Source organism: Micromonospora sp. NBC_01412 (assembly GCF_045040215.1).
GTDB lineage: Bacteria > Actinomycetota > Actinomycetes > Mycobacteriales > Micromonosporaceae > Micromonospora > Micromonospora rubida.
In genome coordinates this window covers 3,990,963-4,012,976 of the sequence record NZ_CP109528.1, presented here as the reverse complement: position 1 = coordinate 4,012,976, position 22,014 = coordinate 3,990,963, and the positions used below count along the sequence as shown (strand labels likewise).

The 22,014-nt window shown below is 71.9% G+C and carries 19 protein-coding genes; 12 read left to right on the top strand and 7 right to left on the bottom strand.

All coding sequences use genetic code 11. From position 1 onward, the window contains the following. Positions 1–35 precede the first annotated feature (35 nt). Positions 36–2,141, bottom strand: a complete 2,106-nt coding sequence (locus OG617_RS18490; protein ID WP_405103412.1) for a protein kinase domain-containing protein — start codon at positions 2,139–2,141, stop codon at positions 36–38. A gap of 92 nt (positions 2,142–2,233) precedes the next feature. Between OG617_RS18490 and OG617_RS18485 the strand changes: the two genes are divergently transcribed. The 5 genes from OG617_RS18485 (at position 2,234) to OG617_RS18465 (ending at position 7,446) form a co-directional block, all read left to right on the top strand. After that, on the top strand, positions 2,234–2,446 hold the full coding sequence (locus tag OG617_RS18485) for an acyl-CoA carboxylase epsilon subunit (RefSeq protein ID WP_405103410.1): 213 nt from the start codon (positions 2,234–2,236) through the stop codon (positions 2,444–2,446). 87 nt (positions 2,447–2,533) lie between these two features. After that, positions 2,534–3,007 (top strand): hypothetical protein, encoded by a 474-nt coding sequence (locus tag OG617_RS18480; protein WP_405103408.1) that lies wholly within the window; start codon positions 2,534–2,536, stop codon positions 3,005–3,007. Between the two features lie 1,477 nt (positions 3,008–4,484). Further along, positions 4,485–5,603 (top strand): S8 family serine peptidase, encoded by a 1,119-nt coding sequence (locus OG617_RS18475; RefSeq protein WP_405103795.1) that lies wholly within the window; start codon positions 4,485–4,487, stop codon positions 5,601–5,603. Between the two features lie 526 nt (positions 5,604–6,129). Beyond that, positions 6,130–6,786: a Maf family protein gene (locus OG617_RS18470; protein WP_405103406.1), complete on the top strand. Its 657-nt coding sequence runs from the start codon at positions 6,130–6,132 to the stop codon at positions 6,784–6,786. Between the two features lie 9 nt (positions 6,787–6,795). After that, a complete protein-coding gene (locus tag OG617_RS18465) occupies positions 6,796–7,446 on the top strand; it encodes an O-methyltransferase (RefSeq protein ID WP_405103404.1) in 651 nt (216 codons plus the stop codon). Positions 7,447–7,465: 19 nt separating this feature from the next. On the opposite strand, the gene OG617_RS18460 is transcribed toward OG617_RS18465, so the two are convergent. From OG617_RS18460 to OG617_RS18445, 4 genes are all read right to left on the bottom strand, one after another. Beyond that, entirely contained in the window at positions 7,466–8,845 is a 1,380-nt protein-coding gene (locus OG617_RS18460; protein ID WP_405103402.1) for an MFS transporter, read from the bottom strand. A gap of 118 nt (positions 8,846–8,963) precedes the next feature. Continuing rightward, positions 8,964–9,719: an ABC transporter permease gene (locus tag OG617_RS18455; RefSeq protein WP_405103400.1), complete on the bottom strand. Its 756-nt coding sequence runs from the start codon at positions 9,717–9,719 to the stop codon at positions 8,964–8,966. Positions 9,720–9,743: 24 nt separating this feature from the next. Beyond that, the gene (locus tag OG617_RS18450) at positions 9,744–10,703 is read right to left on the bottom strand and encodes an ATP-binding cassette domain-containing protein (protein WP_405103398.1); all 960 of its coding nucleotides are present in this window, start codon (positions 10,701–10,703) and stop codon (positions 9,744–9,746) included. A gap of 122 nt (positions 10,704–10,825) precedes the next feature. Then, positions 10,826–11,488 carry a PadR family transcriptional regulator gene (locus OG617_RS18445; protein ID WP_405103396.1) on the bottom strand — a complete coding sequence of 221 codons (663 nt, stop codon included), beginning with the start codon at positions 11,486–11,488 and terminating at the stop codon, positions 10,826–10,828. Positions 11,489–11,619: 131 nt separating this feature from the next. On the opposite strand from OG617_RS18445, the gene OG617_RS18440 reads away from it, so the two are divergent. Next, positions 11,620–13,371, top strand: a complete 1,752-nt coding sequence (locus OG617_RS18440) for an acetyl/propionyl/methylcrotonyl-CoA carboxylase subunit alpha (RefSeq protein WP_405103395.1) — start codon at positions 11,620–11,622, stop codon at positions 13,369–13,371. A 75-nt stretch (positions 13,372–13,446) separates the two neighbouring features. On the opposite strand, the gene OG617_RS18435 is transcribed toward OG617_RS18440, so the two are convergent. Beyond that, a complete protein-coding gene (locus OG617_RS18435; RefSeq protein WP_405103793.1) occupies positions 13,447–14,337 on the bottom strand; it encodes a LysR family transcriptional regulator ArgP in 891 nt (296 codons plus the stop codon). Between the two features lie 96 nt (positions 14,338–14,433). Here OG617_RS18435 and OG617_RS18430 point away from each other — a divergent pair, with 96 nt between their 5' ends. After that, positions 14,434–15,030 carry a LysE/ArgO family amino acid transporter gene (locus OG617_RS18430; RefSeq protein ID WP_405103791.1) on the top strand — a complete coding sequence of 199 codons (597 nt, stop codon included), beginning with the start codon at positions 14,434–14,436 and terminating at the stop codon, positions 15,028–15,030. Between the two features lie 82 nt (positions 15,031–15,112). Next, entirely contained in the window at positions 15,113–16,552 is a 1,440-nt protein-coding gene (locus tag OG617_RS18425) for a GuaB1 family IMP dehydrogenase-related protein (RefSeq protein WP_405103393.1), read from the top strand. 25 nt (positions 16,553–16,577) lie between these two features. Here OG617_RS18425 and OG617_RS18420 read toward each other — a convergent pair whose 3' ends face one another. Next, positions 16,578–17,147 (bottom strand): TetR/AcrR family transcriptional regulator, encoded by a 570-nt coding sequence (locus OG617_RS18420; RefSeq protein ID WP_405103391.1) that lies wholly within the window; start codon positions 17,145–17,147, stop codon positions 16,578–16,580. Between the two features lie 86 nt (positions 17,148–17,233). Between OG617_RS18420 and OG617_RS18415 the strand changes: the two genes are divergently transcribed. From OG617_RS18415 to OG617_RS18400, 4 genes are all read left to right on the top strand, one after another. Beyond that, positions 17,234–17,680: a DoxX family membrane protein gene (locus tag OG617_RS18415; RefSeq protein WP_405103389.1), complete on the top strand. Its 447-nt coding sequence runs from the start codon at positions 17,234–17,236 to the stop codon at positions 17,678–17,680. Between the two features lie 25 nt (positions 17,681–17,705). Next, entirely contained in the window at positions 17,706–18,188 is a 483-nt protein-coding gene (locus OG617_RS18410) for a MarR family winged helix-turn-helix transcriptional regulator (RefSeq protein WP_405103387.1), read from the top strand. Then, entirely contained in the window at positions 18,182–19,915 is a 1,734-nt protein-coding gene (locus OG617_RS18405) for an ABC transporter ATP-binding protein (RefSeq protein WP_405103385.1), read from the top strand. Before OG617_RS18410 ends, OG617_RS18405 begins: the two co-directional genes overlap by 7 nt. Positions 19,916–20,034: 119 nt before the next feature. Beyond that, positions 20,035–21,963: an ABC transporter ATP-binding protein gene (locus OG617_RS18400; RefSeq protein ID WP_405103789.1), complete on the top strand. Its 1,929-nt coding sequence runs from the start codon at positions 20,035–20,037 to the stop codon at positions 21,961–21,963. Positions 21,964–22,014 lie beyond the last annotated feature (51 nt).

The window sequence follows — 22,014 nt, the reverse complement described above, 5'->3', positions numbered from 1 at the left end:
TCCCGCCGCGACGCGCGGCCATACTCCCGCGCCGGTCAGTCCTGTCGGTCCGGCGTGAAGTTCTTCGCGATCAGCTCGAACTCGTCGAGGTTGGCCGCCCACTCGGAGGCGGCGACCTCCCAGCGGATGGCGTACCCGCGGTTGCTGGCCGTCACGAAGCCGCGGTTGCGGACGTGGATGCGGGTGCCGTCCCGGGTCTCCAGCCACTCCCAGTCCGCGCAGGTCTTCCAGAAGCCCGGGACGGTGCGGATGCCGAGATTCTTGTAGTTGTTGACAATCCCCCTCCGGGCGCCCTCGATGCCCCGCCACGCCGCGGCGGCGTCGCGCCCCGGCGTGCTGGTCCGATCGATGACCACCTCGCGGACCCCGTTCGGCTCCCGGAACCGCACCCAGGTGCCGCCCGCGCTGCGCCGCCAGCCCTTCGGCAGCGGCATGCTGAAGCCGGTCGGATCCTTGTGCAGGGCCCAACCGTCGGGCAGCACCAGCCCGGTCGGGCTCGGCGTCGGCGAGGCGCTCGTCTGCGACGGCGTGGGCGCCGAGGTCACCGGTGCCGACGGGGCGACGGAGGCGGTGCTCGTGGCACCGGCCTGCTGGCCGCCGCCCTCCTCCGGATCGTCGTCGTTGCCGAGCAGCGGGACCGCCACCAGCAGCCCGATCAGCAGCACCGCGACCAGCGCGCCGATCAGCAGGTTGCGCCGGCGGTGATCGGGCTTGGCGCCCGCGACGACGGCGGCCCGGCCCGACGAGACCGGCGGAGGGCTCACCGGGGCCGGCATCAGGGACGTTGCCCGCTCACGGGGCGGGGTGGGCGGCGAGACCGGCGCGTCGGCAGCCGGCTCGACGCGCGTGTCGTCGACGGCACCGCGCGGGGCGCCACCGCCCCGCACGGTCTTCGGCTCGGACAGCTTCGCGGTCGGCTCGGACAGCGCGGCCGTCGGGTCGGCGGCCGTCCCCGCCCCGTCGGCGATCCTCGCCGTCGGGTCAGCGGTCGCCGGCTGGTCGAAGACCGAACCCGGTTCGGTGACCTTCGCGGTCGGATCCGCGTCGGTGGGTGGCGTCGTCCAGTCGACCTTCGCGGTCGGATCGGCGTCCGCGCCGGCGGGGACCTTCGCGGTCGCGTCGCTGCCGCTCGCGCCGGCCGCCCCCGAACCGGCCGCAGCGGCAGCGGCGAACCCCGGGGTACGCGGCGTGGGCGGGGTGACCGTCCGTTCCGTGCCCTGCTCGGCCGGGCGCGGGGCCGGCACCACGGTCCGGCGCGGCTCGCGCGGGCCGTTCGGCCCCGGCCGGCGTACGCCGTCGAGCAGTGAGATGCCCTTCGCCCGGCGGCCGGCGGCCCGGCGCAGCAACCGCTCCGCAGCCACCGCGTCCATCCGCTCGGCCGGGTCCTTGCGCAGCAGTCCGGTCAGCACCGCCTTGAGCGGGCCGGCGTTCTTCGGCGGCGGCATCGGCTCCGTGGCGAGCGCGGCCAGGGTCCCGATCGCCGACGGCCGGGCGTACGGCGACTTGCCCTCGACCGCCGCGTAGAGCGTCGCGCCCAGCGACCACAGGTCGGCCTCCGGCCCGGCAGTGCCATCCCTCGCCCGCTCCGGGGCGATGTACGCCGGGGAGCCGAGCACCATGCCGGTCCGCGTCACGTTCGGGTCGCCAGGAATGGTGGCCAGCCCGAAGTCGGTCAGCACCACCCGGCCGTCATCGCCGATCAGCACGTTGCCCGGCTTGACGTCGCGGTGCATGACGCCGGCCTTGTGCGCCGCATTCAGCGCGCCGAGCACACCGAGGCCGACATCGATCGCCTTGGCCAGCGACACCGGCCCGTCCTCGGCCAAAATGTCCTGAAGGGACTTCGACGGGACGTACTCCATGACGATCCACGGATCGCCGTCGGTACGCAGCACGTCGAAGACGCGGACCACGTTGACGTGGTTGAGCCGCGCGATCGCGCGGGCCTCCCGCAGCGAGCGTTCCCGCATCTCGCGGCGCTCCTCCGCGGTGAGGCTGGGCGGCGGGACCAATTCCTTGATCGCCACGTCCCGGTGCAGCACCTCGTCGCGCGCCTTCCACACCCGACCCATGCCACCCTGGCCGAGCGGCGAGATGAGCCGGTACCGGTCGGCGACGAGTTGGGGAAGCGGGTTCGACATCGCAGGAGACGGTACCCGGCGGCGGCTCGCCGTACACCGCCGGCACGCCACAGTGCGGCGAAGGTCAAGTTCGCGACGCGTACGCTGAGCACATGTCTGCCGAAGAGCCGCTGTTGCGGGTGACCCGGGGCGTGCCGACCGCCGAGGAACTGGCCGCACTGGTCGGCGCGGTCGTCGCCCGGACCCGCCCCGTCGCCGCAGCCGAACCGGTCGCCGCTTCGGTCTGGGCCCGCAGCGGCCGACCGGCCGCCGCGACGCCCGCCGCCGGTCCCGGCGCGTGGCGCGTCTCCGGCCTGCCCCGCTGACCCCAGGCGTGTACGGGACTGCCGGACGTCACCGACACCCGCTAACCTCACTCAGGGACACGGTGTCGTGACAGACAGGGAGGGTCGATGACCCCCGAGGAGGACCGCCCCGCGACCTGGATGAGTGACCTCGGAGGCATCGAGGCCGACATCCGCCAGCTGCGCGACTTCGCCGACAGGCTCCAGGCCGAGGTGGAGCGGAACTACACACCCCACCTGTCGTACATCGCGGACGACATGAAGGCGAAGATCCCCAACCCCGCCGACGCCTTCGTGGAGCTGGTGCAGTTCCTCCAGGCCCACAACGAGACCCAGCAGGCCACGGCCACGATGGTCTGGTCCGTCGGCGGCGCCACCGGCCGCCTGGCCGCCGCGGCCGGCAGGATCGCCACCAAGTACGCCGACACCGACGTCTTCTCCGCCGCCCGCGTCTCCGACGTCGAACGCGCCCTGGCAAACCCCGGCGCCATCGTCCCGACCCGTCCCACACCGACCCTGCCCGATCCGACCGGCCCCGTCAGCGGGCCGGGCAGCGGGCCGGAGCGGGTGGTGTTGTCGTGATCGAGCGAGGTAGTGGCCGGACGTCCGGCCTCACCGAGTGGCGGCTGATGGACCTCCTCAGCATGTGGGCCTGCATTCAAGACCATGACACCGCCGGGCACTGGAAGCAGGTCGCCGGCTGGCGCAAGGTCTGCGACCTCGCCCAGGCCCACCTGGGCCGCCTGAAGGAGTACCGGCGCGGCCTGGCCGAGGCGTGGCCGCCGGCGACCAACGCCGCCGCCCGGGCGTACCTGGGCGAACTCGACGACCTCATCGACAAGGTGCAGCGCACCCACGACACGGCCGCCGCGAACTACGACGCCCTCGCCGCAGCCACCCGCGCGATCAGCAGTGCCCGCGTCGAACTGAAGCCGCTCCACGATGAGTACGTGACCAAGCTCCAGCAGAAGCGGACGTACGAGGCGACGTTGGCGGACCCGAAGGCGGCAATGGGCAGCCGGGTACCGGACAAGCCGGTGACCGACGTCGACCTGGAACGACTCAACGCCCAGGCCCGGAACCTGATGTACGGCCTCAGCGGCGAACTCCAACAGGCCCAGGTAATGCTCCGCCAACCCCCGCCACCACCACCCCGACCCGGGCGGCAGCCCAATGACCCAGACGTCTACGGTGGCGGCACCATCCCAGTTATTCCACCCGTCCTGCCAGTTCCAATCACAGCGCCTACTACGACTTCGTCAATCCCTTCTCTGAAGGGACCGCGGACAGCATCATCTGCCAATCGCGCCCCAATAATAGGGCCCACCATAGGAGCCGGACCAGTTCTTGGTGGAGCCGGAGCAGGCCTCACCAATCCGCCATCCAGCCCGCCTAGTTCCGGAGGTTTGCCCATCACATCCACCCCGCCACTCGGGCCGGGTGCGAGCTTTCCACCAAGCATCCCAAACGCGTTAGGAATACCCAGCCTGGGCAATTCTGCCGGGCAAACAGAAAACCAAAGCAGCTCAATTAATAGATTGGGAAACAGAAACGCAAGCGGGCTAAATTCGTCACCCCCACCCCACCCCCTCTCACCTGGCGGCTTGATTGGTGGCCCTCCTGGAATGGGCATGAGTCAGCACGCCAATAGCCAACCACCGCGACGAATCAACCCAATTGGCGGGGTGATCGGAGGAGGAGGAGGGGCTGGAACTTCACCAACGGGTGGAGCGGGCTCCCGGCCAGGGGCTGGTCGCGGGCCCCACCTTGGCGCAACCCATGCCGCACCTCCATTCGGCAACTCTTTCGGAGCAGGTGGCGCCTCAAGCTGGAATGGCATGCCTGGCCGCCCTTCATCCCAAGCACAGAATGATGCCAACCCACAGCACTGGGACCCTGACCATCCTTGGGCCACCAACGAGGGTGTCCCGCCAGTGGTTCACCCGCCGACAGAGGACGGACCAATCGATCCAGGGCCGGTCATTGGCTTCGACAGGTGAGGAGTCACACTTTCCGGTGGCGCCTTGCCGTTTCATTGTTGACCCTAGCGGTAAATGCACTGACGATCAACCCTTATAGACTAACCCTCAGTCACGAGGAAGACGGCAGCACTCGCATTCGTGCTGACCAATGGCATCTAAACTACCTCAAGGCGCCGGAAGCTCAGAAGTTCTCTCAAGGAGAAGGGGTTGTGGTAGCGGTTCCAGACACTGGCGTCGACCCTCACCCAGACCTATTGAGAAACCTGCTCAAGGGCATCGATATTGTTGCGGGAGGGGTCGGGGACGGCCGTCGCGACCAGAACAGCCATGGAACCAGCATGGCTGGCCTAATTGCAGCACACGGGAAGAATGCAAACGATGGCGCCCTTGGCATTGCGCCCAAGGCAAAGATCATGCCGATTATTTCCTCATCCTCATACAACTTAGGAGAGGCGGACGATCTAGCTGCAGGAATTGAGTATGCGACTTTAAACGGCGCGAAGGTCATCAGCATTTCCAGCGGGGGCGGGTCGAACACTCGCCTAATTCAAGCGGTCAGAGGGGCGCTTGCAGCGGACATTGTAATAGTGGCAGCCGCCGGCAACGCCCCGCAAGACTCAGGAATTCAGTACCCCGCCACTGAAGAAGGAGTGGTTTCAGTTGGCGGGGTCGATCAGCAGGGCAATCACGCTTCAGCCTCGGTTGCCGGCACAGAACTCGACGTTGTAGCTCCGGCTGTCGACATCTACAGCACCAGCTACGGCGGCAAGTACTCGAAGGGCACGGGGACCTCCAGCGCCACTGCGATTGTCGCGGGTGCTGCCGCCCTGATCCGCTCCAAATATCCCGATCTCCCCGCCGCCGAGGTCGCGCACCGGCTCACTGCCACCGCTGTCGACAAGGGCCCGCCTGGCCGGGACGACGAGTACGGCTACGGCGTCATCGACCTGGTCGCAGCGCTGACGGCAGACGTACCTCCGCTGGGTTTCGAGTCGGCGACGGCGGATGCCCCGCCCGGGTCCGGGCCGGTCACGACGGCGGTCGCGGAGCCGGCCGGCAACGACGGGGGCGACGGTGGGGCGACGGCCCGGGGGTTGGCCACGTTGGGTGTGATCGTGGCCGCCGGGGGCGCCTGGGCGCTGGTCGCCCGACGGCGGCGACGTGGCGACGACCCGCCGCCACGGATCAGCCGGTGAGCGGCCGGCATCGGATCCGCGTCAGGCGCTTCGGCTCAACTTCACGTCGGTGAAGTGGCGAATTCAGGGCACCGGGACACCGGTGTCACTGAGACGGAGGGATCAGAGGCGGGCTCCGGGGCAGGGCGATTGCGAAGTCGGACGGGAGCGCTTCGATCAGGAGGTCTGGGTTCCTGGCGTGGGCGCCGCTCCACGGCAGGTATGCCTCCCGGCGCCTATGGAGCTGAATCGGATACGACATCAGCCACGCCCCCCGCGACCGGCGACCGTAAGCGACGACCCGACGGGGCAGTGGGTGATGCGACGGCGGTGGCCCGACCGGCGGTGATGACGTAAACGACTCAGCTCCAAAGGCACCGCCCCACGACATCGACCGCCCGCTCACAGCTCCGCCCCGGGCCACGGTCCCCGGGCCGACCAGGGACCGCACCCGCGACAACGCAATGACCCTGGCTCCGGGAGCGAAGGAACCAGGGGCGACGTGCCGCGACGCGTGGGGGCGCGGGCAGCCGGTAGCGTCGGCTTCGTGCCGAACTCCATGCCACTCCGTCTCGTGCTCGCCTCGGCGAGCCCCGCCCGCCGCAAGCTGCTCCACGCCGCCGGGATCGAACCCGATGTGCTGGTGAGCGGGGTCGACGAGTCCCAGGTGGTCAGCGAGAGCGCCGAGGAGCTGTGCCTGGAGCTGGCCCGGCTCAAGGCGCAGGCGGTCGTCGGCCGGCTGCGGCCGTCCCCGGACGAGCGGACCCTGGTCCTGGGCTGCGACTCGTTGCTCGCCTTCGACGGCGAGATCCTCGGGAAGCCGGCCGACGCGGCGGACGCCGTTGGGCGCTGGGAACGGATGCGGGGGCGCAGCGGGGTGCTGCACACCGGGCACTGCCTGATCGACGTGGTCCACGAGTCGCGCGCCGAGGCGGTCGCCTCGACGACCGTCCGGTTCGCCGACGTCAGCGACGACGAGATCGCCGCATACGTCGCTACGGGCGAGCCGCTCGCCGTGGCCGGGGCGTTCACCATCGACGGCTTGGGCGGGGCTTTCCTCGACGGGATCGACGGCGATCCGGGGACGGTGGTCGGGCTCTCCCTGCCGCTGCTGCGCAGGCTCCTCGCCGAACTGGATCTGCAGATCACCGACCTGTGGACGAAGATCGCGCCCGGCGGCCAGTCGGTCGAGCCGCTCGGCTAGCTTCCAGGCATGAGTAAATCGCTGCCGCTGACCCCTGAACTACACGCGTACGTCGTGGCCCACGGCTCGGCCCCGGACGAGGTGATGGGCGACCTGGTCGAGGAGACCCTCGCCGCGCTGCCGGCCCAGGCGGGCATGCGGGTGGCGCCGGAGCAGGCGGCGTTTCTGACCTTCCTCACCCGGCTGCTCGGAGCGCGGCAGGCGGTGGAGGTGGGCACCTTCACCGGGCTGTCCTCCCTGGCGATCGCCCGTGGCCTGGCCGAGGACGGGCGGCTGACCTGCTTCGACATCTCCGAGGAGTACACGAACATCGCCCGGCGGTACTGGGCGCGAGCCGGGGTGGCCGACCGAATCGAGCTGCGCATCGGGCCGGCCGGGGAGACGCTGCGCGAGCTGCCGCGCGACCGGCACCTGGACTTCGCGTTCATCGACGCGGACAAGTCCGGCTACCCGGTCTACTGGGCGGAGTTGGTGCCGCGGATGCGGCCGGGTGGCATCGTCGCGGTCGACAACACGCTGCGCGGGGGCCGGGTGCTCGCCCCGCAGAGCGCCGACGACCGGGCGATCGCCGCGTTCAACGACGAGGTCATGGCCGACGTCCGGGTGGAGACGGTGCTGCTGCCGATCGCCGACGGGCTGACGCTCGCCCGGGTGCGCTGACGCCTCCGGGCCGTCCTGATCAGATCGATATGTGGGATGTCGCGGGCTGGGCCGGGCGGGCGGCGCCGGCATGCCGTACGTCATGTCGATCAAGGTCGTGCGGGCGCAGCGCGCGGCCCAGCCGCAGGGTGAGCAGCGCGGCCGTCGCGATGAACCCGGGCAGCAGCAGGAAGGCCAGGTGCGGGCCGACGCCGTCGGCCACCCAGCCGAGCGCCACCGGCGCGATCCCGAAGCCCACCCCCATCGAGTACGACGACCAGCCGGCCGCCTTGTCGGCAGCCGGCCCGGCGACGGCCAGGGCGATCGAGATGGCCAGGGGGTAGTGCAGCGCGTTGCCGAGGCCGAGCACGACGAGCCCGGTCACGGCCAGCCAGCCGACCGGGGCGACCCAGAAGACGGCGAACCCGGTCAGCGAGACGGCCAGCGCGACCAGCAGCAGCGGCACGGGCCGGTAGCGCAGTGCGGCCCGGCCGCCGGCGAGCCGGCCGAGGAACATCCCGCCGACGATCGCGGCGACCGCCGCCGAGGCCACCCCGGCACTCAACCCCGCGTGCGAGCGGAGCACGTCGGCGGTCCAGAGCGACAGGCAGACCTCGATCGAGCCGGTCACCGCCATCAGGACCCAGGCGATCCAGTACGGCCGGGGCAGCCCTCCGCCGCCCGCGCGTCCCGCAGCGGCCGGCGCCCCGGTCGGCGCGACTGCCGGTTCGCCGACGCGGGATACGACGGCGGGGACCGCGTGCTCCGCCGACACGGCGGGGACCGGCGGGACCAGCGACGCGACGGAGGCTGGCGGGGCCGACGACGCGGCGGGGACCGACGGGACCGACGACGCGGCGGGTGGGCGTACCCGGAAGGTCAGGGCGGCGAGGGCGAGCAGCGCGATCAGGCCGACCTCGACGGCCATCACCGGTCGCCAGCCGAGCCCCGCGTCGACGGTCGCGCCGATGACCAGCGGCGCCAGGATGCCCATGCCGGCGCAGGCGGCGTTGGCCTCGGTGAGGGCGGCCGGCGCGGTGGGGCCGTGGTGGGCGGTGAGTACGACGTTGACCCCGCTGATCATCATCATGCCGAAGGTGGCGATCACCACGACGGCGGCGAGGGTCGCGGGCAGCGGCCGGAGGGTGCCGAACCCGGCGACACCGACGGCCACCCCGGCGAGGCCGAGCCAGGCCGCCCGGCCCCGGCCGATCCGGCGGGCGACCGGTGCGAACAGCGCCCCGCCGAGGAGCGCGCCGACGGCGATGGCGGTGCTGTGCAGGCCGGCGACGGCGGCGCTGGTGCCCTGCTCGTCGCGCAGCAGCGGGACGACGGGGCCGAAGCCGTAGAGGAAGAAGCCCCACAACGCCAGTTGGGAGTAGGCCAGCCAGGTGGCTCGGTCACGGGTGAGGCGGGGCACGGCCCTTACGCTACGCGGGTCGGACCGGTGCCCCGCCCTCGGTGAGAGGCAGCTCTCGGCGATGAGTGGCGTCCCCCCGGCCCTGCGTACGGCGGGCGCTGGGAGGGCGCCCTTCGGCTCACCGCACGCTGCGGGCGAACTGGCGGGCGGCCCAGACGACGCCGGCTGCGGCCAGCACCGCGATGATGGCCAGCCCCTGCCAGACCTTGTCGTTGCCGAGGTCCCCGGCGAACAGCGCCCGGGTGCCGTCGACGGCCCAGGAGAACGGGTTCCACTCGGCGATGCCCTGCAGCCAGCCGGGGGCGAAGGTGAGCGGCAGCAGGATGCCGGAGAGCAGCAGCACCGGCTGGGCGACGGTGTTCATCAGCGGGGCGAGCGCGTCCTCACTCTTGACCTTGAGCGCGACGCCATACGACACGGCCGAGGTCATCAGCGCGATCAGGGCGAGCATCAGGTACGCCAGCAGCAGGTCGCCGATGAACACCCGCAGGTCGAACAGGAGCGCGAGCAGGGTGATGATCACGGCCTGGACCAGCAGCGACACCACGTCGCGCATCGAACGGCCGAGCAGCAGGGCGAGCCGGCTCACCGGGGTGACCCGGGACCGTTCGATGATCCCGGCGCGCAGCTCGGCGATCAGGCCGAAGCCCTGGAACAGGCCGCCGAAGATGGCCAGCAGCACGAGCACGCCGGGCACGAAGACCTTGTACGCCTCGGCCTGGGTCGGCGCGTTCAGGGCCGGCTTGAGCAGCGGGGCGAAGAGGAGCAGGTACATCACCGGCTGGAAGACGCCGACGACGACCCAGACCGGGTTGCGCAGCAGCAGTTGTATCTGGCGCTGGAAGATCAGCCACGTGTCGCGGGCGAGTTTCACGGGGGTTCTCCTGTCGGGGGCGGGTCAGGACTCGCGCAGCGAGCGGCCGGTCTTGGTGAGGAAGACGTCGTCGAGGCTGGGCCGGTGCAGCTCGATGGAGCTCAGCGCGAGGCCCGCCTGGTCGATGCGGCGCAGGATCTGCGGGATGGCGGTCGCCCCCTCGTCGACGTGCAGGCGCAGGCCGCCGCCGTCGACGGTCTCCAGCTTGTTGACGTACGCCTCGGAGTCGAGCAGTTGGGCGGCGTGCGGGGTGGTGGCGGTGTCCAGCCCGACGACGACCACCTCGCCGGAGATCTCGCGCTTCAGCTCGGCCGGGGTGCCCTCGGCGACCAGCTCGCCGTGGTCCATGATCGCGATCCGGTCGCAGAGCGCGTCGGCCTCGTCCAGGTAGTGCGTGGTGATGAAGACGGTCATCCCCTCGCTGCGCAGCCGGCGGATCTCGTCCCACATGTGGGCCCGGCTCTGCGGGTCGAGGCCGCTGGTCGGCTCGTCCAGGAAGACGATCCGCGGCTCGTGGATGATGCCGAGGGCGATGTCGACCCGTCGGCGCTGGCCGCCGGAGTAGGTCTTGCACTTGCGGTCGGCGTACTCGGTGAGCTGGAAGGCGGCCAGGGCGCGCTCCGCCCGACGGTGGGCGTCGGCCTTGCTGATGCCGTACATCCGGGCGTGCAGGACGAGCTCCTCGCGGGCGGTGGAGTCGTCCCAGGTGCTGCCGCCCTGGGCGACGTAGCCGATCCGGCGGCGCACCTCGGCGGGCCGGCGGAGCAGGTCGGCGCCGGCGATGGTGGCCGCGCCGCCGTCGGGTTCGATGAGGGTGGCCAGCATCCGCAGGGTGGTGGTCTTGCCGGCCCCGTTGGGCCCGAGGAAGCCGAAGATCTCCCCCTCGGCGACGCTCAGGTCGACCCCGCGGACGGCGTCCACGGTCTTCTTGTCCCGACCGGCACGGGAGCGGAACGACTTCCGCAACCCTCTGGTCTCGATCATCTTCGCTCCTGGTCGTCCGTGGCCGGACGGAACCGGCCGTTCCCCAGGGGTGGCACGGGGGCGTCACCCCGGACGTCCCGGCGAGACTAACGCGATATAGCTTCACTAGTCAACCTTGTTTATTACGCGTTCCCATCCGCGTCCGGGGCGGACCCGGGTTCCGACCCCGGCGTCGGGGCGGTGGCCGGGGCCGGCTCCACCACGGTCCAGCCGTCGCGGCCGGCCAGGCCCTCCGGCAGGTACGGCACGCCGGCCTCGATCCGGTCGGCGACCCGGTCGCACCAGTCCGCTTCTGCCTCCCCCCGGGCGATCCACAACTCGTACGTCCAGGCGACCCCGACCGGCTTGGAATCCCGGATCCAGGACGACTCCATTGAGGCGCGCATGCTCTCCACGCCGGCCCGGATCACCTTGCCCCGGCTGCGCAGCGCGGCCACCACCTCCGGGCGGGGCAGCGCCGGCAGGAACGCGAACGCGGCCATGAACGGATCGGCGGGCTGCTGGTTTCCCCACCACAGGTCGCGCAGCAGGGTCTCGAACTCGTCGAGCCCGCTCGGGGTGATCTCGTACGTCGTCCGGGCCGGCCGGGCCCCGACCTGTTCGGTCGCCACCTCGCGGAGCAGCCCGTCCTGGGCCAGCTTGCGCAGCGCGTGGTAGATCGAGCCGGGCTGCACGCTGGCCCACTTGTCGGCGCCCCAACTGAGCAGCTCACGACGGACGTCGTAGCCGTGCACCGGCTGCATCCACTTGACCAGCCCGAGAATCATCATGCGCGTGGCAGACACCGGAAGAGCGTATTAGACAAGTTTGACTATCGACGTTCGGGCAGTGCCATATGCCACACTGAGCGATCGTTAGGGCGACGGCGGTGGCCGATAAACTCCCGGTCAGTAACCTCCGGGGAGGAGCCACCAAGGTGCGCAAGGTACTCATCGCCAACCGCGGCGAGATCGCCGTCCGCGTCATCCGCGCCTGCCGCGACGCCGGCCTCGGCAGCGTCGCCGTCTACGCGGACTCCGACCGGGACGCCCTGCACGCCACCCTGGCCGACGAGGCGTACGCCCTGGGCGGCGACACCGCCGCCGAGACGTACCTGCGGATCGACAAGCTGATCGACGTCGCCGAGAAGGCCGGCGCGGACGCCGTCCACCCCGGGTACGGGTTCCTCTCCGAGAACGCCGACTTCGCCCAGGCCGTCATCGACGCGGGCCTGACCTGGATCGGCCCGGCCCCGCAGGCGATCCGCGACCTCGGCGACAAGGTCACCGCCCGGCACATCGCCCAGCGGGCCGGCGCTCCCCTGGTCCCCGGCACCCCCGACCCGGTCGGCGGCCCGGACGAGGTCATCGCCTTCGCCGTCGATCACGGGCTGCCGGTGGCCATCAAGGCCGCCTTCGGTGGCGGCGGGCGCGGCCTCAAGGTGGCCCGCACGATGGAGGAGATCCCGCAGCTGTTCGAGTCGGCCACCCGGGAGGCGGTCGCCGCGTTCGGGCGGGGCGAGTGCTTCGTCGAGCGGTACCTGGACAAGCCCCGGCACGTCGAGGCGCAGGTCCTCGCCGACCAGCACGGCAACGTGGTCGTCGTCGGCACCCGGGACTGCTCGCTCCAGCGCCGGCACCAGAAGCTGGTCGAGGAGGCCCCCGCGCCGTTCCTCACCGACGCCCAGCGCGCCCAGATCCACGACAGCGCCAAGGCGATCTGCCGGGAGGCCGGTTACCAGGGCGCCGGCACCGTGGAATACCTGGTCGGCGGGGACGGCACCATCTCCTTCCTGGAGGTCAACACCCGGCTCCAGGTCGAGCACCCGGTCACCGAGGAGACCGCCGGCGTCGACCTGGTCCGCGAGCAGTTCCGGATCGCCGACGGCGAGAAGCTGCGGCTGGCCGAGGACCCGACCCCGCGCGGGCACTCCATCGAGTTCCGGATCAACGGCGAGGACCCGGGCCGCAGCTTCCTGCCCGCCCCCGGCACGGTCACCGCGCTGCGGCTGCCGACCGGCCCGGGCGTCCGGGTGGACACCGGCATCTCGGCCGGCGATGTGATCGGCGGCAACTTCGACTCGCTGCTGGCCAAGGTGATCATCACCGGCGAGACCCGCACCGAGGCCCTGGAGCGGGCCCGGCGGGCGCTGGACGAGATGGTCGTCGACGGGATGGCCACCGCCCTGCCGTTCCACCGGCTGGTGGTGCGCGACGAGGCGTTCACCGCCGAGCCGTTCACCGTGCACACCCGGTGGATCGAGACCGAGTTCGACAACACCGTCCCGCCGTTCACCGCCGCCGCCGGCCCCGCCGAGGCGCCGGCCGAGCGCGAGACCGTCGTGGTCGAGGTGGGCGGCAAGCGGCTGGAGGTCAGCCTCCCCGCCGGCCTCACCGGGGGTACGACCGCAGCCGCGCCCGCCACGCGCAAGCCGGCCCGCCGGGGCGGCGGGACCAAGGCCGGCATCGCGGTCAGCGGCGACGCGCTCACGTCCCCGATGCAGGGCACCATCGTCAAGATCGCGGTCGCCGACGGCGACACCGTCGCCGAGGGTGACCTGGTCGTGGTGCTGGAGGCGATGAAGATGGAGCAGCCGCTGCACGCCCACAAGGCGGGCACGGTCAGCGGCCTCGCGGCCGAGGTCGGCGCCGTCATCACCGCCGGCGCGGCAATCTGCACCATCGCCTGACCACGCCCGCAGGGCGGGGCGGCGTCAGCGCCGCACAGGCCTACCCGACCCCGGTGGGACGCGGGCGGGGCGGCGTCAGCGCAGCTCGGCGCCCGCCACCGCCCGGACGGCGGCGGTCAGCGCGTCCAGGGTGGCGGAGGCCACCCGCCAGTGCTGCCAGTACAACGGGCGGTCCAGGTGACGCCCGGCGCCGAGGTCGACGCAGTGCCCGGCGGCGATGTCGGCGCGGGCGAGCCGCTCCGGGACCATGCCCCAGCCCAGCCCGAGCCGCACCGCCTCGTTGAAGCCGTCGAAGGACGGGACGTAGTGGATCGGTGGGTCGATCCGACGGCGGGTCACCGTACGGGCGAACTTGTGCTGAAGCTGGTCCTTGCGGTCGAACGCCATCATCGGCGCCGACGTGAGGGCTGCCTCGGTGAGCCCGTCGGGGAAGTGGCGGGCGGCGAACCCGGCCCGGGCCAGCGCGACGTACCGCATCGCGCCCAGCCGCTCCACCCGGCAGCCCTGGACGGCCTCCCGCTGCGCGGTCACCGCCGCCATCGCCGTACCGTCGCGAATCAGCTCCACCGTGTGGTCCTCGTCGTCCCGGCGGACGTCGAACAGCAGCGCCATTTCGGTGGGCAGCAGCGCCAGCGCGCCGACGAACCAGGTGCCGAGCGAGTCCCCGTTCGCGACGACCGTCACCCGGGTGGGGGCGGGCCCGCCGACCGTCGGCGGCCGGGCGGCGTGCAGCGCCTCCCGCTCCAGCAGGGCCACCTGCCCGGCCAGCCGCAGCAGCGGGCGGCCCGCGTCGGTGGCCCGGCACGGCTTCGACCGACGGATGAGCACCTGCCCGACGGTCTGTTCCAGCGCCTTGATCCGCTGGCTGACGGCCGAGGGGGTGACGTGCAGGGACTGCGCCGCCGCCTCGAAGCTGCCCTCGCCGACCACCGCGGCGAACGTCCTGAGCTGCGCGGAGTCCAACATGATGAAGCTGAGCTTATCCGCCATGAGAATCTTTAGCTGGGCTGCATCGCCTGCGGCTCGTAGCGTCGGCCCGTGCCCGAAATCCTCAGCAGCTCCGTGGCCGGCTCCGCCGCCGCCGGCTTCTCCCTCTCCATCGCGCTGATCGCCGCCATCGGCGCGCAGAACGCCTTCGTGCTGCGGCAGGGCCTGCGCCGGGAGCACGTCGTGCCGGTGGTCGCCGTCTGCGCCGCGTCCGACGCGCTGCTCATCTCACTCGGCATCGCCGGCATGGGCACCGCCACGGCGGACCACCCCGCCGCCGTCACCGCCGTCCGTTGGCTCGGCGCCGCATTCCTGCTCGGGTACGCCGCGCTGGCCGTCCGCCGCGCGCTACGACCCGGCGCGCTCTCCCCCGCCGACCGGCCGCCGGTACCCCTCGGGGCGACGCTGCTGGCCTGCCTCGCGTTCACCTACCTCAACCCGCACGTGTACCTCGACACCGTCCTCCTGCTCGGTGGGGTGGCCCGCCAGCATCCGCACCACTGGGTCTTCGGCGCGGGAGCCGCGCTGGCCAGCGCGGTCTGGTTCACGGTCATCGGCGCCGCCGCCCACCGGCTCGCGCCTGTGCTGGCCCGCCCGGCGGCCTGGCGGCTCGTCGACGGCGCGGTCGCCCTCGTGATGGTCGCGGTCGCGGTGACCCTGCTGCTCGGCTGACCATGCCGGCTCCCGGGCGTGGTCGGGGTGTTTTCGGCTACCACCGGAGGCGCGGACGCCGACGGGCGGGAATGATGGCGACGTGCGGTTCCTTCATGGCGCGGTCCCCGCGCACGACCTGACCTACAACGACGTCTTCATGGCGCCCGCCCGCTCCGAGGTCGGCTCCCGGTTGGACGTCGACCTGGCCACCGCGGACGGCACGGGCACGGCGATCCCCCTGGTGGTGGCGAACATGACGGCCGTGGCCGGCCGGCGGATGGCCGAGACGGTCGCCCGGCGTGGTGCCGTCGCGGTGATCCCGCAGGACATCCCCATCGAGGTGGTGGCCACCGTCGTCGCCTGGGTAAAGCGGCGGCACCTGGTGCACGACACCGCGATCACGCTCGGCCCGACGGACACCGTCGGCGACGCCATCCACCTGCTGCCGAAGCGCTCGCACGGCGCGGTGGTCGTGATCGACGAGGCCGGCCGCCCGCTGGGCGTGGTGACCGAGGCGGACACCGTCGGGGTGGACCGGTTCGCCCAGCTCCGGCACGTGATGTCGACCGAGCTGCACACGGTGCCGGCGGACGCGGACCCGCGTACCGGATTCGACCGGCTCTCGGCGGGCCGGCGGCGGCTCGCGCCGGTGGTGGACGGCGAGGGCCGCCTCGTCGGGGTGCTGACCCGCAAGGGCGCGCTGCGCGCCACCCTCTACCGGCCGGCGACGGACGACCAGGGCCGGCTGCGGGTCGCGGCGGCGGTCGGGATCAACGGCGACGTCACCGGCAAGGCCGCCGCACTGCTGGAGGCGGGGGTGGACACCCTGGTGGTGGACACCGCCCACGGCCACCAGGAACGGATGCTCTCCGCGCTGCGGGCGGTGCGCAGGCTCGACCCGGGCGTCCCGGTCGCGGCCGGCAACGTGGTCACCGCCGACGGGGTACGCGACCTGGTCGAGGCCGGCGCGGACATCGTGAAGGTGGGCGTCGGGCCAGGCGCGATGTGCACCACCCGGATGATGACCGGGGTCGGCCGGCCGCAGTTCTCCGCCGTGCTCGACTGCGCGGCGGCGGCCCGGGACCTGGGCCGGCACGTCTGGGCCGACGGCGGGGTGCGGCACCCCCGGGACGTGGCGCTCGCGCTGGCGGCCGGCGCGTCGAACGTGATGATCGGGTCCTGGTTCGCCGGCACGTACGAGTCACCGGGTGACCTGTACACCGACGCGGACGGCCGGCGGTACAAGGAGAGCTTCGGGATGGCCTCGTCCCGGGCGGTCAGCGCCCGGACCGCCGACGACAGCCCGTTCGACCGGGCCCGCAAGGCAGTCTTCGAGGAGGGCATCTCCTCGGCCCGGATGTACCTGGACCCGACCCGGCCGGGCGTGGAGGACCTGATCGACGAGATCATCGCCGGGGTGCGCAGCGCGTTCACGTACGCGGGCGCGCGAAACCTGACCGAATTCCACGACCGAGCCCTGGTCGGGGTGCAGAGCGTGGCCGGCTACACCGAGGGGATGCCACTGCGCACGAGCTGGTGAGCCGCCGGTCCGGCGGCCGGCGCCGTCACTCCTTCGGGAAGAGGCGGCCGGCGATCGCCCGGGCCGCGGCCCGGGGGTCGTCGCCGACCCGGGCCGGCAGCGCGCCCGAGAGCCAGAGTGTGGCGAAGCCGTGCACGATCGACCAGGCCGCGAGCGCGTCGCCCTGTGGATCCTCCGCCGTCGGGCGGTCCTCGGGCAGCGCGGCGACGCCCGAGTTCAACGCGGCGCCGGCGCGCTGGCGGGCCGCCACCAGTTCCTCCGCGTCGGGCCGGTAGAGGTCCGGGCGGAACATCACCTCGAAGTGCGCGCGGTGCCGGACCGCGAAGTCGACGTACGCGACGCCCCTGTCCAGCAGGTCGTCGCCCGCGCCGTGCAGCGCCTTGGCGAGCAGGTCGAACCCGTCGGCGGCGAGGGCGGTGAGCAGCCCGGCCTTGTCGCCGAAGTGGTGGGCCGGGGCGGCGTGCGAGACGCCGGCCCGGCGGGCCAGGTCACGCAGGCTCAGTGCAGCCGGCCCAGCCTCCTCGATCACCTGCACCGCCGCGGTGAGCAGGGTTCGGCGCAGGTCGCCGTGGTGGTAGCCGCGCGTTCCAGTCATGGCGCCAGCCTATCTTGCTGTTGACAAGATAGTCGCCGGGAGGCGAAACTTGCCAGCGACAAGATCCGCCCAGAGGAGGCTCCCTGATGGTTCCGCTGATCGCCCTCGTGGCCGGCACCGCACTCGCCCGGCTGGCCGGCCTGGCCGGCGTCGGCCCCCTCGACGGCTGGCACCCCGCGCTGCGCGTCGGGCTGGCCGTCATGTTCGTGCTCACCGGCCTGGCCCACTTCACCAACCCCCGCCGGGCCGGCCTGGTGGCCATGGTGCCGCCCCGGCTGCCCCGCCCCGAGCTGCTGGTCACCGCCACCGGGGTGCTGGAGTTGGCCGGCGCGGCCGGGCTGCTCGTCCCCGCCACGGCCCGATGGGCGGCGGCCGGGCTGGGGCTCCTGCTGATCGCCATGTTCCCGGCCAACGTCTCGGCCGCCCGCCGCGGCCTGACACTGGCCGGACGGCCGGTAACCCCGCTCGCCCCACGCACGTTGCTCCAAGCGGTGTTCCTCACCGTCACCGTCGGTATATCGTTTGGGGCCTGACTATCAGGGAGCTAATCTGAGGGGTATGGATGTGATCGGGCTGGGAGACGTGCCGCTGGGCCGTCTGTTGGTCACCGCCGGCCACATCGTCGGCCAGCAGTGGAACCGCCACCTGGCCGAGGAGCACGGCCTCACCCAGGCCGGCATGGGCACCCTGATCACCCTCGCCCGGCACGGTGAGCTGCCGCACCGGGTGGTCGCCGAGCGCTGCTTCGTCCGACCCGCCACCCTCACCGGCATCGTCGACACCCTGGAACGCGACGGCCTGGTGGAGCGGCACCGCGACGACGCCGACCGGCGCAGCGTGCGGCTGGCCCTCACCCCCGCCGGCCGGGAGCGGGTCGCCAAGCTCATCACCCTCATGCAGACCAGGGGACCGCTGACCTCCGTCGACGCCGACCCGGCGAAGGCAGCCGTGATCCGGGAGTTCCTGATCGAGGTCATCGGCAGTGGAGAGGAGCCACAGATGACAAGTCCCGAAACGAGACCGCAGGAGCCGGCGTGCTGATCCGGCTACTCCGCACCCACCTGCGCCCCTACCACCGCCCGCTGGCGGCGGTGGTGGCGCTTCAGTTCGTCGGCACGATGGCCTCGCTCTACCTGCCGAGCCTCAACGCCGACATCATCGACCAGGGCGTGGCCCGTGGCGACACCGACTACATCTTGCGCACCGGCGGCTGGATGCTGCTGGTCAGCCTGGCCCAGATCGCCTGCTCGACCGCTGCGGCCTACCTCGGCGCCCGCACGGCGATGGGCTTCGGGCGGGACGTCCGGGCGGAGATCTTCGGCCACGTCAACCGCTTCTCCGCCCGTGAGGTGGCCCGGTTCGGCGCGCCCTCGTTGATCACCCGCAACACCAACGACGTGCAACAGGTGCAGATGCTCGTGCTGATGAGCTGCACGATGCTCGTCGGCGCGCCGATCATGAGCGTCGGCGGGGTGGTGATGGCGCTGCGCGAGGACGTCGGGCTGTCCTGGCTGATGCTGGTCTGCGTCCCGGTGCTGGCGCTCGCGCTCGGGCTGATCGTCCGGCGGACGGTGCCCGGTTTCCGGCTCATGCAGACCCGGATCGACATCGTCAACCGGGTGCTGCGCGAGCAGATCACGGGCATCCGGGTGGTCCGGGCGTTCGTCCGCGAGCCGTACGAGACGGAACGCTTCGCCCGCGCGAACGTCGACCTGACCGCGACCGCACTGCACACCGGCCGGCTGATGGCCCTCATCTTCCCGGTGGTGATGCTGGTGCTCAACGTCTCCAGCGTCGCGGTGCTGTGGTTCGGCGCGCAACGGGTGGACTCCGGGCAGATCCAGATCGGCGCGCTCACCGCCTTCCTCGTGTACCTGATGCAGATCCTGATGGCCGTCCTGATGGCCACCTTCATGCTGATGATGGTGCCGCGCGCCGCAGTCTGCGCCGAGCGGATCGTCGAGGTGCTGGACACCGACTCCTCGGTGGTCCCGCCGGCCGCGCCGGTCACCGAGGTGACCGGCCGGGGCGAGCTGGAGCTGCGCGACGTGCGGTTCCAGTACCCGGGGGCGAGCGAGCCGGTGCTGCACGACATCTCCTTCCGGGTCACGGCCGGGCGCACGACGGCGATCATCGGCAGCACCGGATCCGGCAAGAGCACCCTGCTCTCGCTGGTCCCCCGGCTGGTCGACACCACGGCGGGCGCGGTGCTGGTCGACGGGATGGACGTCCGCGACCTGGCGCCCGACGAGCTGTGGCGGCGGATCGGGCTGGTGCCGCAGCGGCCGTACCTGTTCAGCGGGACGATCGCCAGCAACCTGCGGTACGGCAACCCGGACGCCACCGACGCGGAGCTGTGGGCGGCCCTGGAGATCGCCCAGGCGCGCGACTTCGTCGCCGAGCTGTCCGAAGGGTTGGACGCCCCGATCGCGCAGGGCGGCACCAACGTCTCCGGCGGGCAGCGGCAGCGCCTGGCCATCGCCCGGGCCCTGGTCCGGCGGCCGGAGATCTACCTGTTCGACGACTCGTTCTCGGCACTCGACCTCGGCACCGACGCCCGGCTCCGGGCGGCGCTGCGGCCGGTCACCGCAGACGCGGCGATGGTGATCGTGGCCCAACGGGTCTCGACGATCGTCGACGCCGACCAGATCATCGTGCTTGAGGACGGGGGCATCGTCGGAATGGGCCGACACGCCGAGTTACTGGAGAACTGCCCGACGTACGCGGAGATCGTCGCCTCCCAGCAGAGCGCGGGGGTGCCGGCATGACCGCCGTACCGGGTCAGAAGCCCGCGCCGCAGGGCCGGCCCGCAGCCGGCGCCCAGGCGCAGACGCCGAAGCGGCTGCCTCAGGGCGGCCACCGCGGCGGCCCGCTGCCGAGCGCCGGCATGCCGACCGAGAAGTCGATGAACTTCGGGCCGTCGGCCCGCCGGCTGCTGGGGCGGCTGCGGCCACACCGGCTCCCGATCGTCGTCATCGTCGGGCTCGCCCTGATCAGCGTCGGGTTCAGCGTGTACGGACCGAAGGTCCTCGGCCACGCCACCGACCTGATCTTCAGCGGGGCGATCGGCCGGCAGCTCCCGCCCGGGACCACCGCCGAGCAGGCCGTGGCGGCGGCCCGGGCGTCCGGCAACGACAACTTCGCCGACATGCTCGCCCGGATGGACCTGGTGCCCGGGGTGGGCATCGACTTCACCGCGCTGGGTCGGGTGCTGCTGCTGGCGCTCGTCCTCTACCTGGCGTCCAGCCTGCTGATGTGGTGGCAGGGCTGGCTGCTCAACGGCGTGGTGCAGCGCACCGTGCTGCGGCTGCGCGCCGAGGTGGAGGAGAAGCTGAACCGGCTGCCGCTGCCCTACTTCGACAAGCAACCGCGCGGCGAGCTGCTCAGCCGGGTCACCAACGACATCGACAACATCTCGCAGACCCTCCAGCAGACCCTGAGCCAGTTGCTCACCTCGCTGCTCACCCTGGTCGGCGTACTGGCCATGATGTTCTGGATCTCGCCGCTGCTGGCGCTGGTCGTCCTGGTCGCGGTGCCGCTGTCGGTGGTGGTGACCGGCCAGATCACCAAGCGCTCGCAGCCGAAGTTCATCGCCCAGTGGAAGCACACCGGCGAGCTGAACGGCCAGATCGAGGAGGCGTTCACCGGCCACGAGCTGGTCAAGGTCTTCGGCCGGCAGCGCGAGGTGGAGGCGACCTTCACCGCCAAGAACGAGGAGCTGTTCCGGGCCAGCTTCGGCGCCCAGTTCATCTCCGGGATCATCATGCCGGCGATGATGTTCGTCGGGAACCTCAGCTACATGGCCATCGCCGTGGTCGGCGGCCTGCGGGTGGCGTCGGGGTCGATGAGCCTCGGCGACGTACAGGCGTTCATCCAGTACTCCCGGATGTTCACCCAGCCGCTCACCCAGGTCGCCTCGATGGCGAACCTGCTCCAGTCCGGGGTGGCGTCCGCCGAGCGGGTGTTCGCCGTCCTCGACGCCGACGAGCAGAGCCCCGACCCGGCCGCGCCGGCCCGGGTGACCGACCCGCACGGCCGGGTCGAGTTCGAGCACGTCTCCTTCCGGTACGAGCCGGACAAGCCGTTGATCGAGGACCTGTCGCTGGTCGCCGAGCCGGGGCACACGGTGGCGATCGTCGGGCCGACCGGGGCGGGCAAGACCACCCTGGTCAACCTGATCATGCGCTTCTACGAGCTGGACGCCGGCCGGATCACCCTGGACGGGGTGGACGTCACCACCCTGAGCCGGGACGACCTGCGCGGCCGGATCGGCATGGTGCTCCAGGACACCTGGCTGTTCGGCGGCACCATCCGGGACAACATCGCGTACGGCCGGCCGACCGCCAGCGAGGAGGAGATCGTCGCCGCCGCCCGGGCCACCTTCGTGGACCGGTTCGTCCGCAGCCTCCCCAACGGCTACGACACCGTCATCGACGAGGAGGGCAACAACGTCAGCGCCGGCGAGAAGCAGCTCATCACCATCGCCCGGGCGTTCCTGGCCGAGCCGTCGCTGCTGATCCTCGACGAGGCGACCAGCTCGGTGGACACCCGGACCGAGGTGCTGCTCCAGCGGGCCATGGCGGCGCTGCGCTCGGACCGGACCAGCTTCGTCATCGCCCACCGTCTCTCCACCATCCGGGACGCGGACCTGATCCTGATGATGGAGAACGGCAGCATCGTCGAGCAGGGCACCCACGAGCGGCTGCTGGCCGCCCGGGGCGCGTACCACCGGCTCTACCAGTCCCAGTTCGGCCAGCCCGACCCGGTCCTTCCCCCCGACCCGGCCCCGCACACCGCCGCCTCGGTCCAGGGCTGATCGCCGTGACCGGGGATCCAGCGACAGCTACCGACCCCGGTCCGGGTGACG

Bases quoted from the DNA above. Each gene is read 5' to 3' on its own strand.
- OG617_RS18490 (WP_405103412.1), bottom strand. From the start codon at position 2,141: ATGTCGAACCCGCTTCCCCAACTCGTCGCCGACCGGTACCGGCTCATC.
- OG617_RS18485 (WP_405103410.1), top strand. From the start codon at position 2,234: ATGTCTGCCGAAGAGCCGCTGTTGCGGGTGACCCGGGGCGTGCCGACC.
- OG617_RS18480 (WP_405103408.1), top strand. From the start codon at position 2,534: ATGACCCCCGAGGAGGACCGCCCCGCGACCTGGATGAGTGACCTCGGA.
- OG617_RS18465 (WP_405103404.1), top strand. From the start codon at position 6,796: ATGAGTAAATCGCTGCCGCTGACCCCTGAACTACACGCGTACGTCGTG.
- OG617_RS18450 (WP_405103398.1), bottom strand. From the start codon at position 10,703: ATGATCGAGACCAGAGGGTTGCGGAAGTCGTTCCGCTCCCGTGCCGGT.
- OG617_RS18435 (WP_405103793.1), bottom strand. From the start codon at position 14,337: ATGTTGGACTCCGCGCAGCTCAGGACGTTCGCCGCGGTGGTCGGCGAG.
- OG617_RS18420 (WP_405103391.1), bottom strand. From the start codon at position 17,147: ATGACTGGAACGCGCGGCTACCACCACGGCGACCTGCGCCGAACCCTG.
- OG617_RS18415 (WP_405103389.1), top strand. From the start codon at position 17,234: ATGGTTCCGCTGATCGCCCTCGTGGCCGGCACCGCACTCGCCCGGCTG.
- OG617_RS18410 (WP_405103387.1), top strand. From the start codon at position 17,706: ATGGATGTGATCGGGCTGGGAGACGTGCCGCTGGGCCGTCTGTTGGTC.
- OG617_RS18400 (WP_405103789.1), top strand. From the start codon at position 20,035: ATGCCGACCGAGAAGTCGATGAACTTCGGGCCGTCGGCCCGCCGGCTG.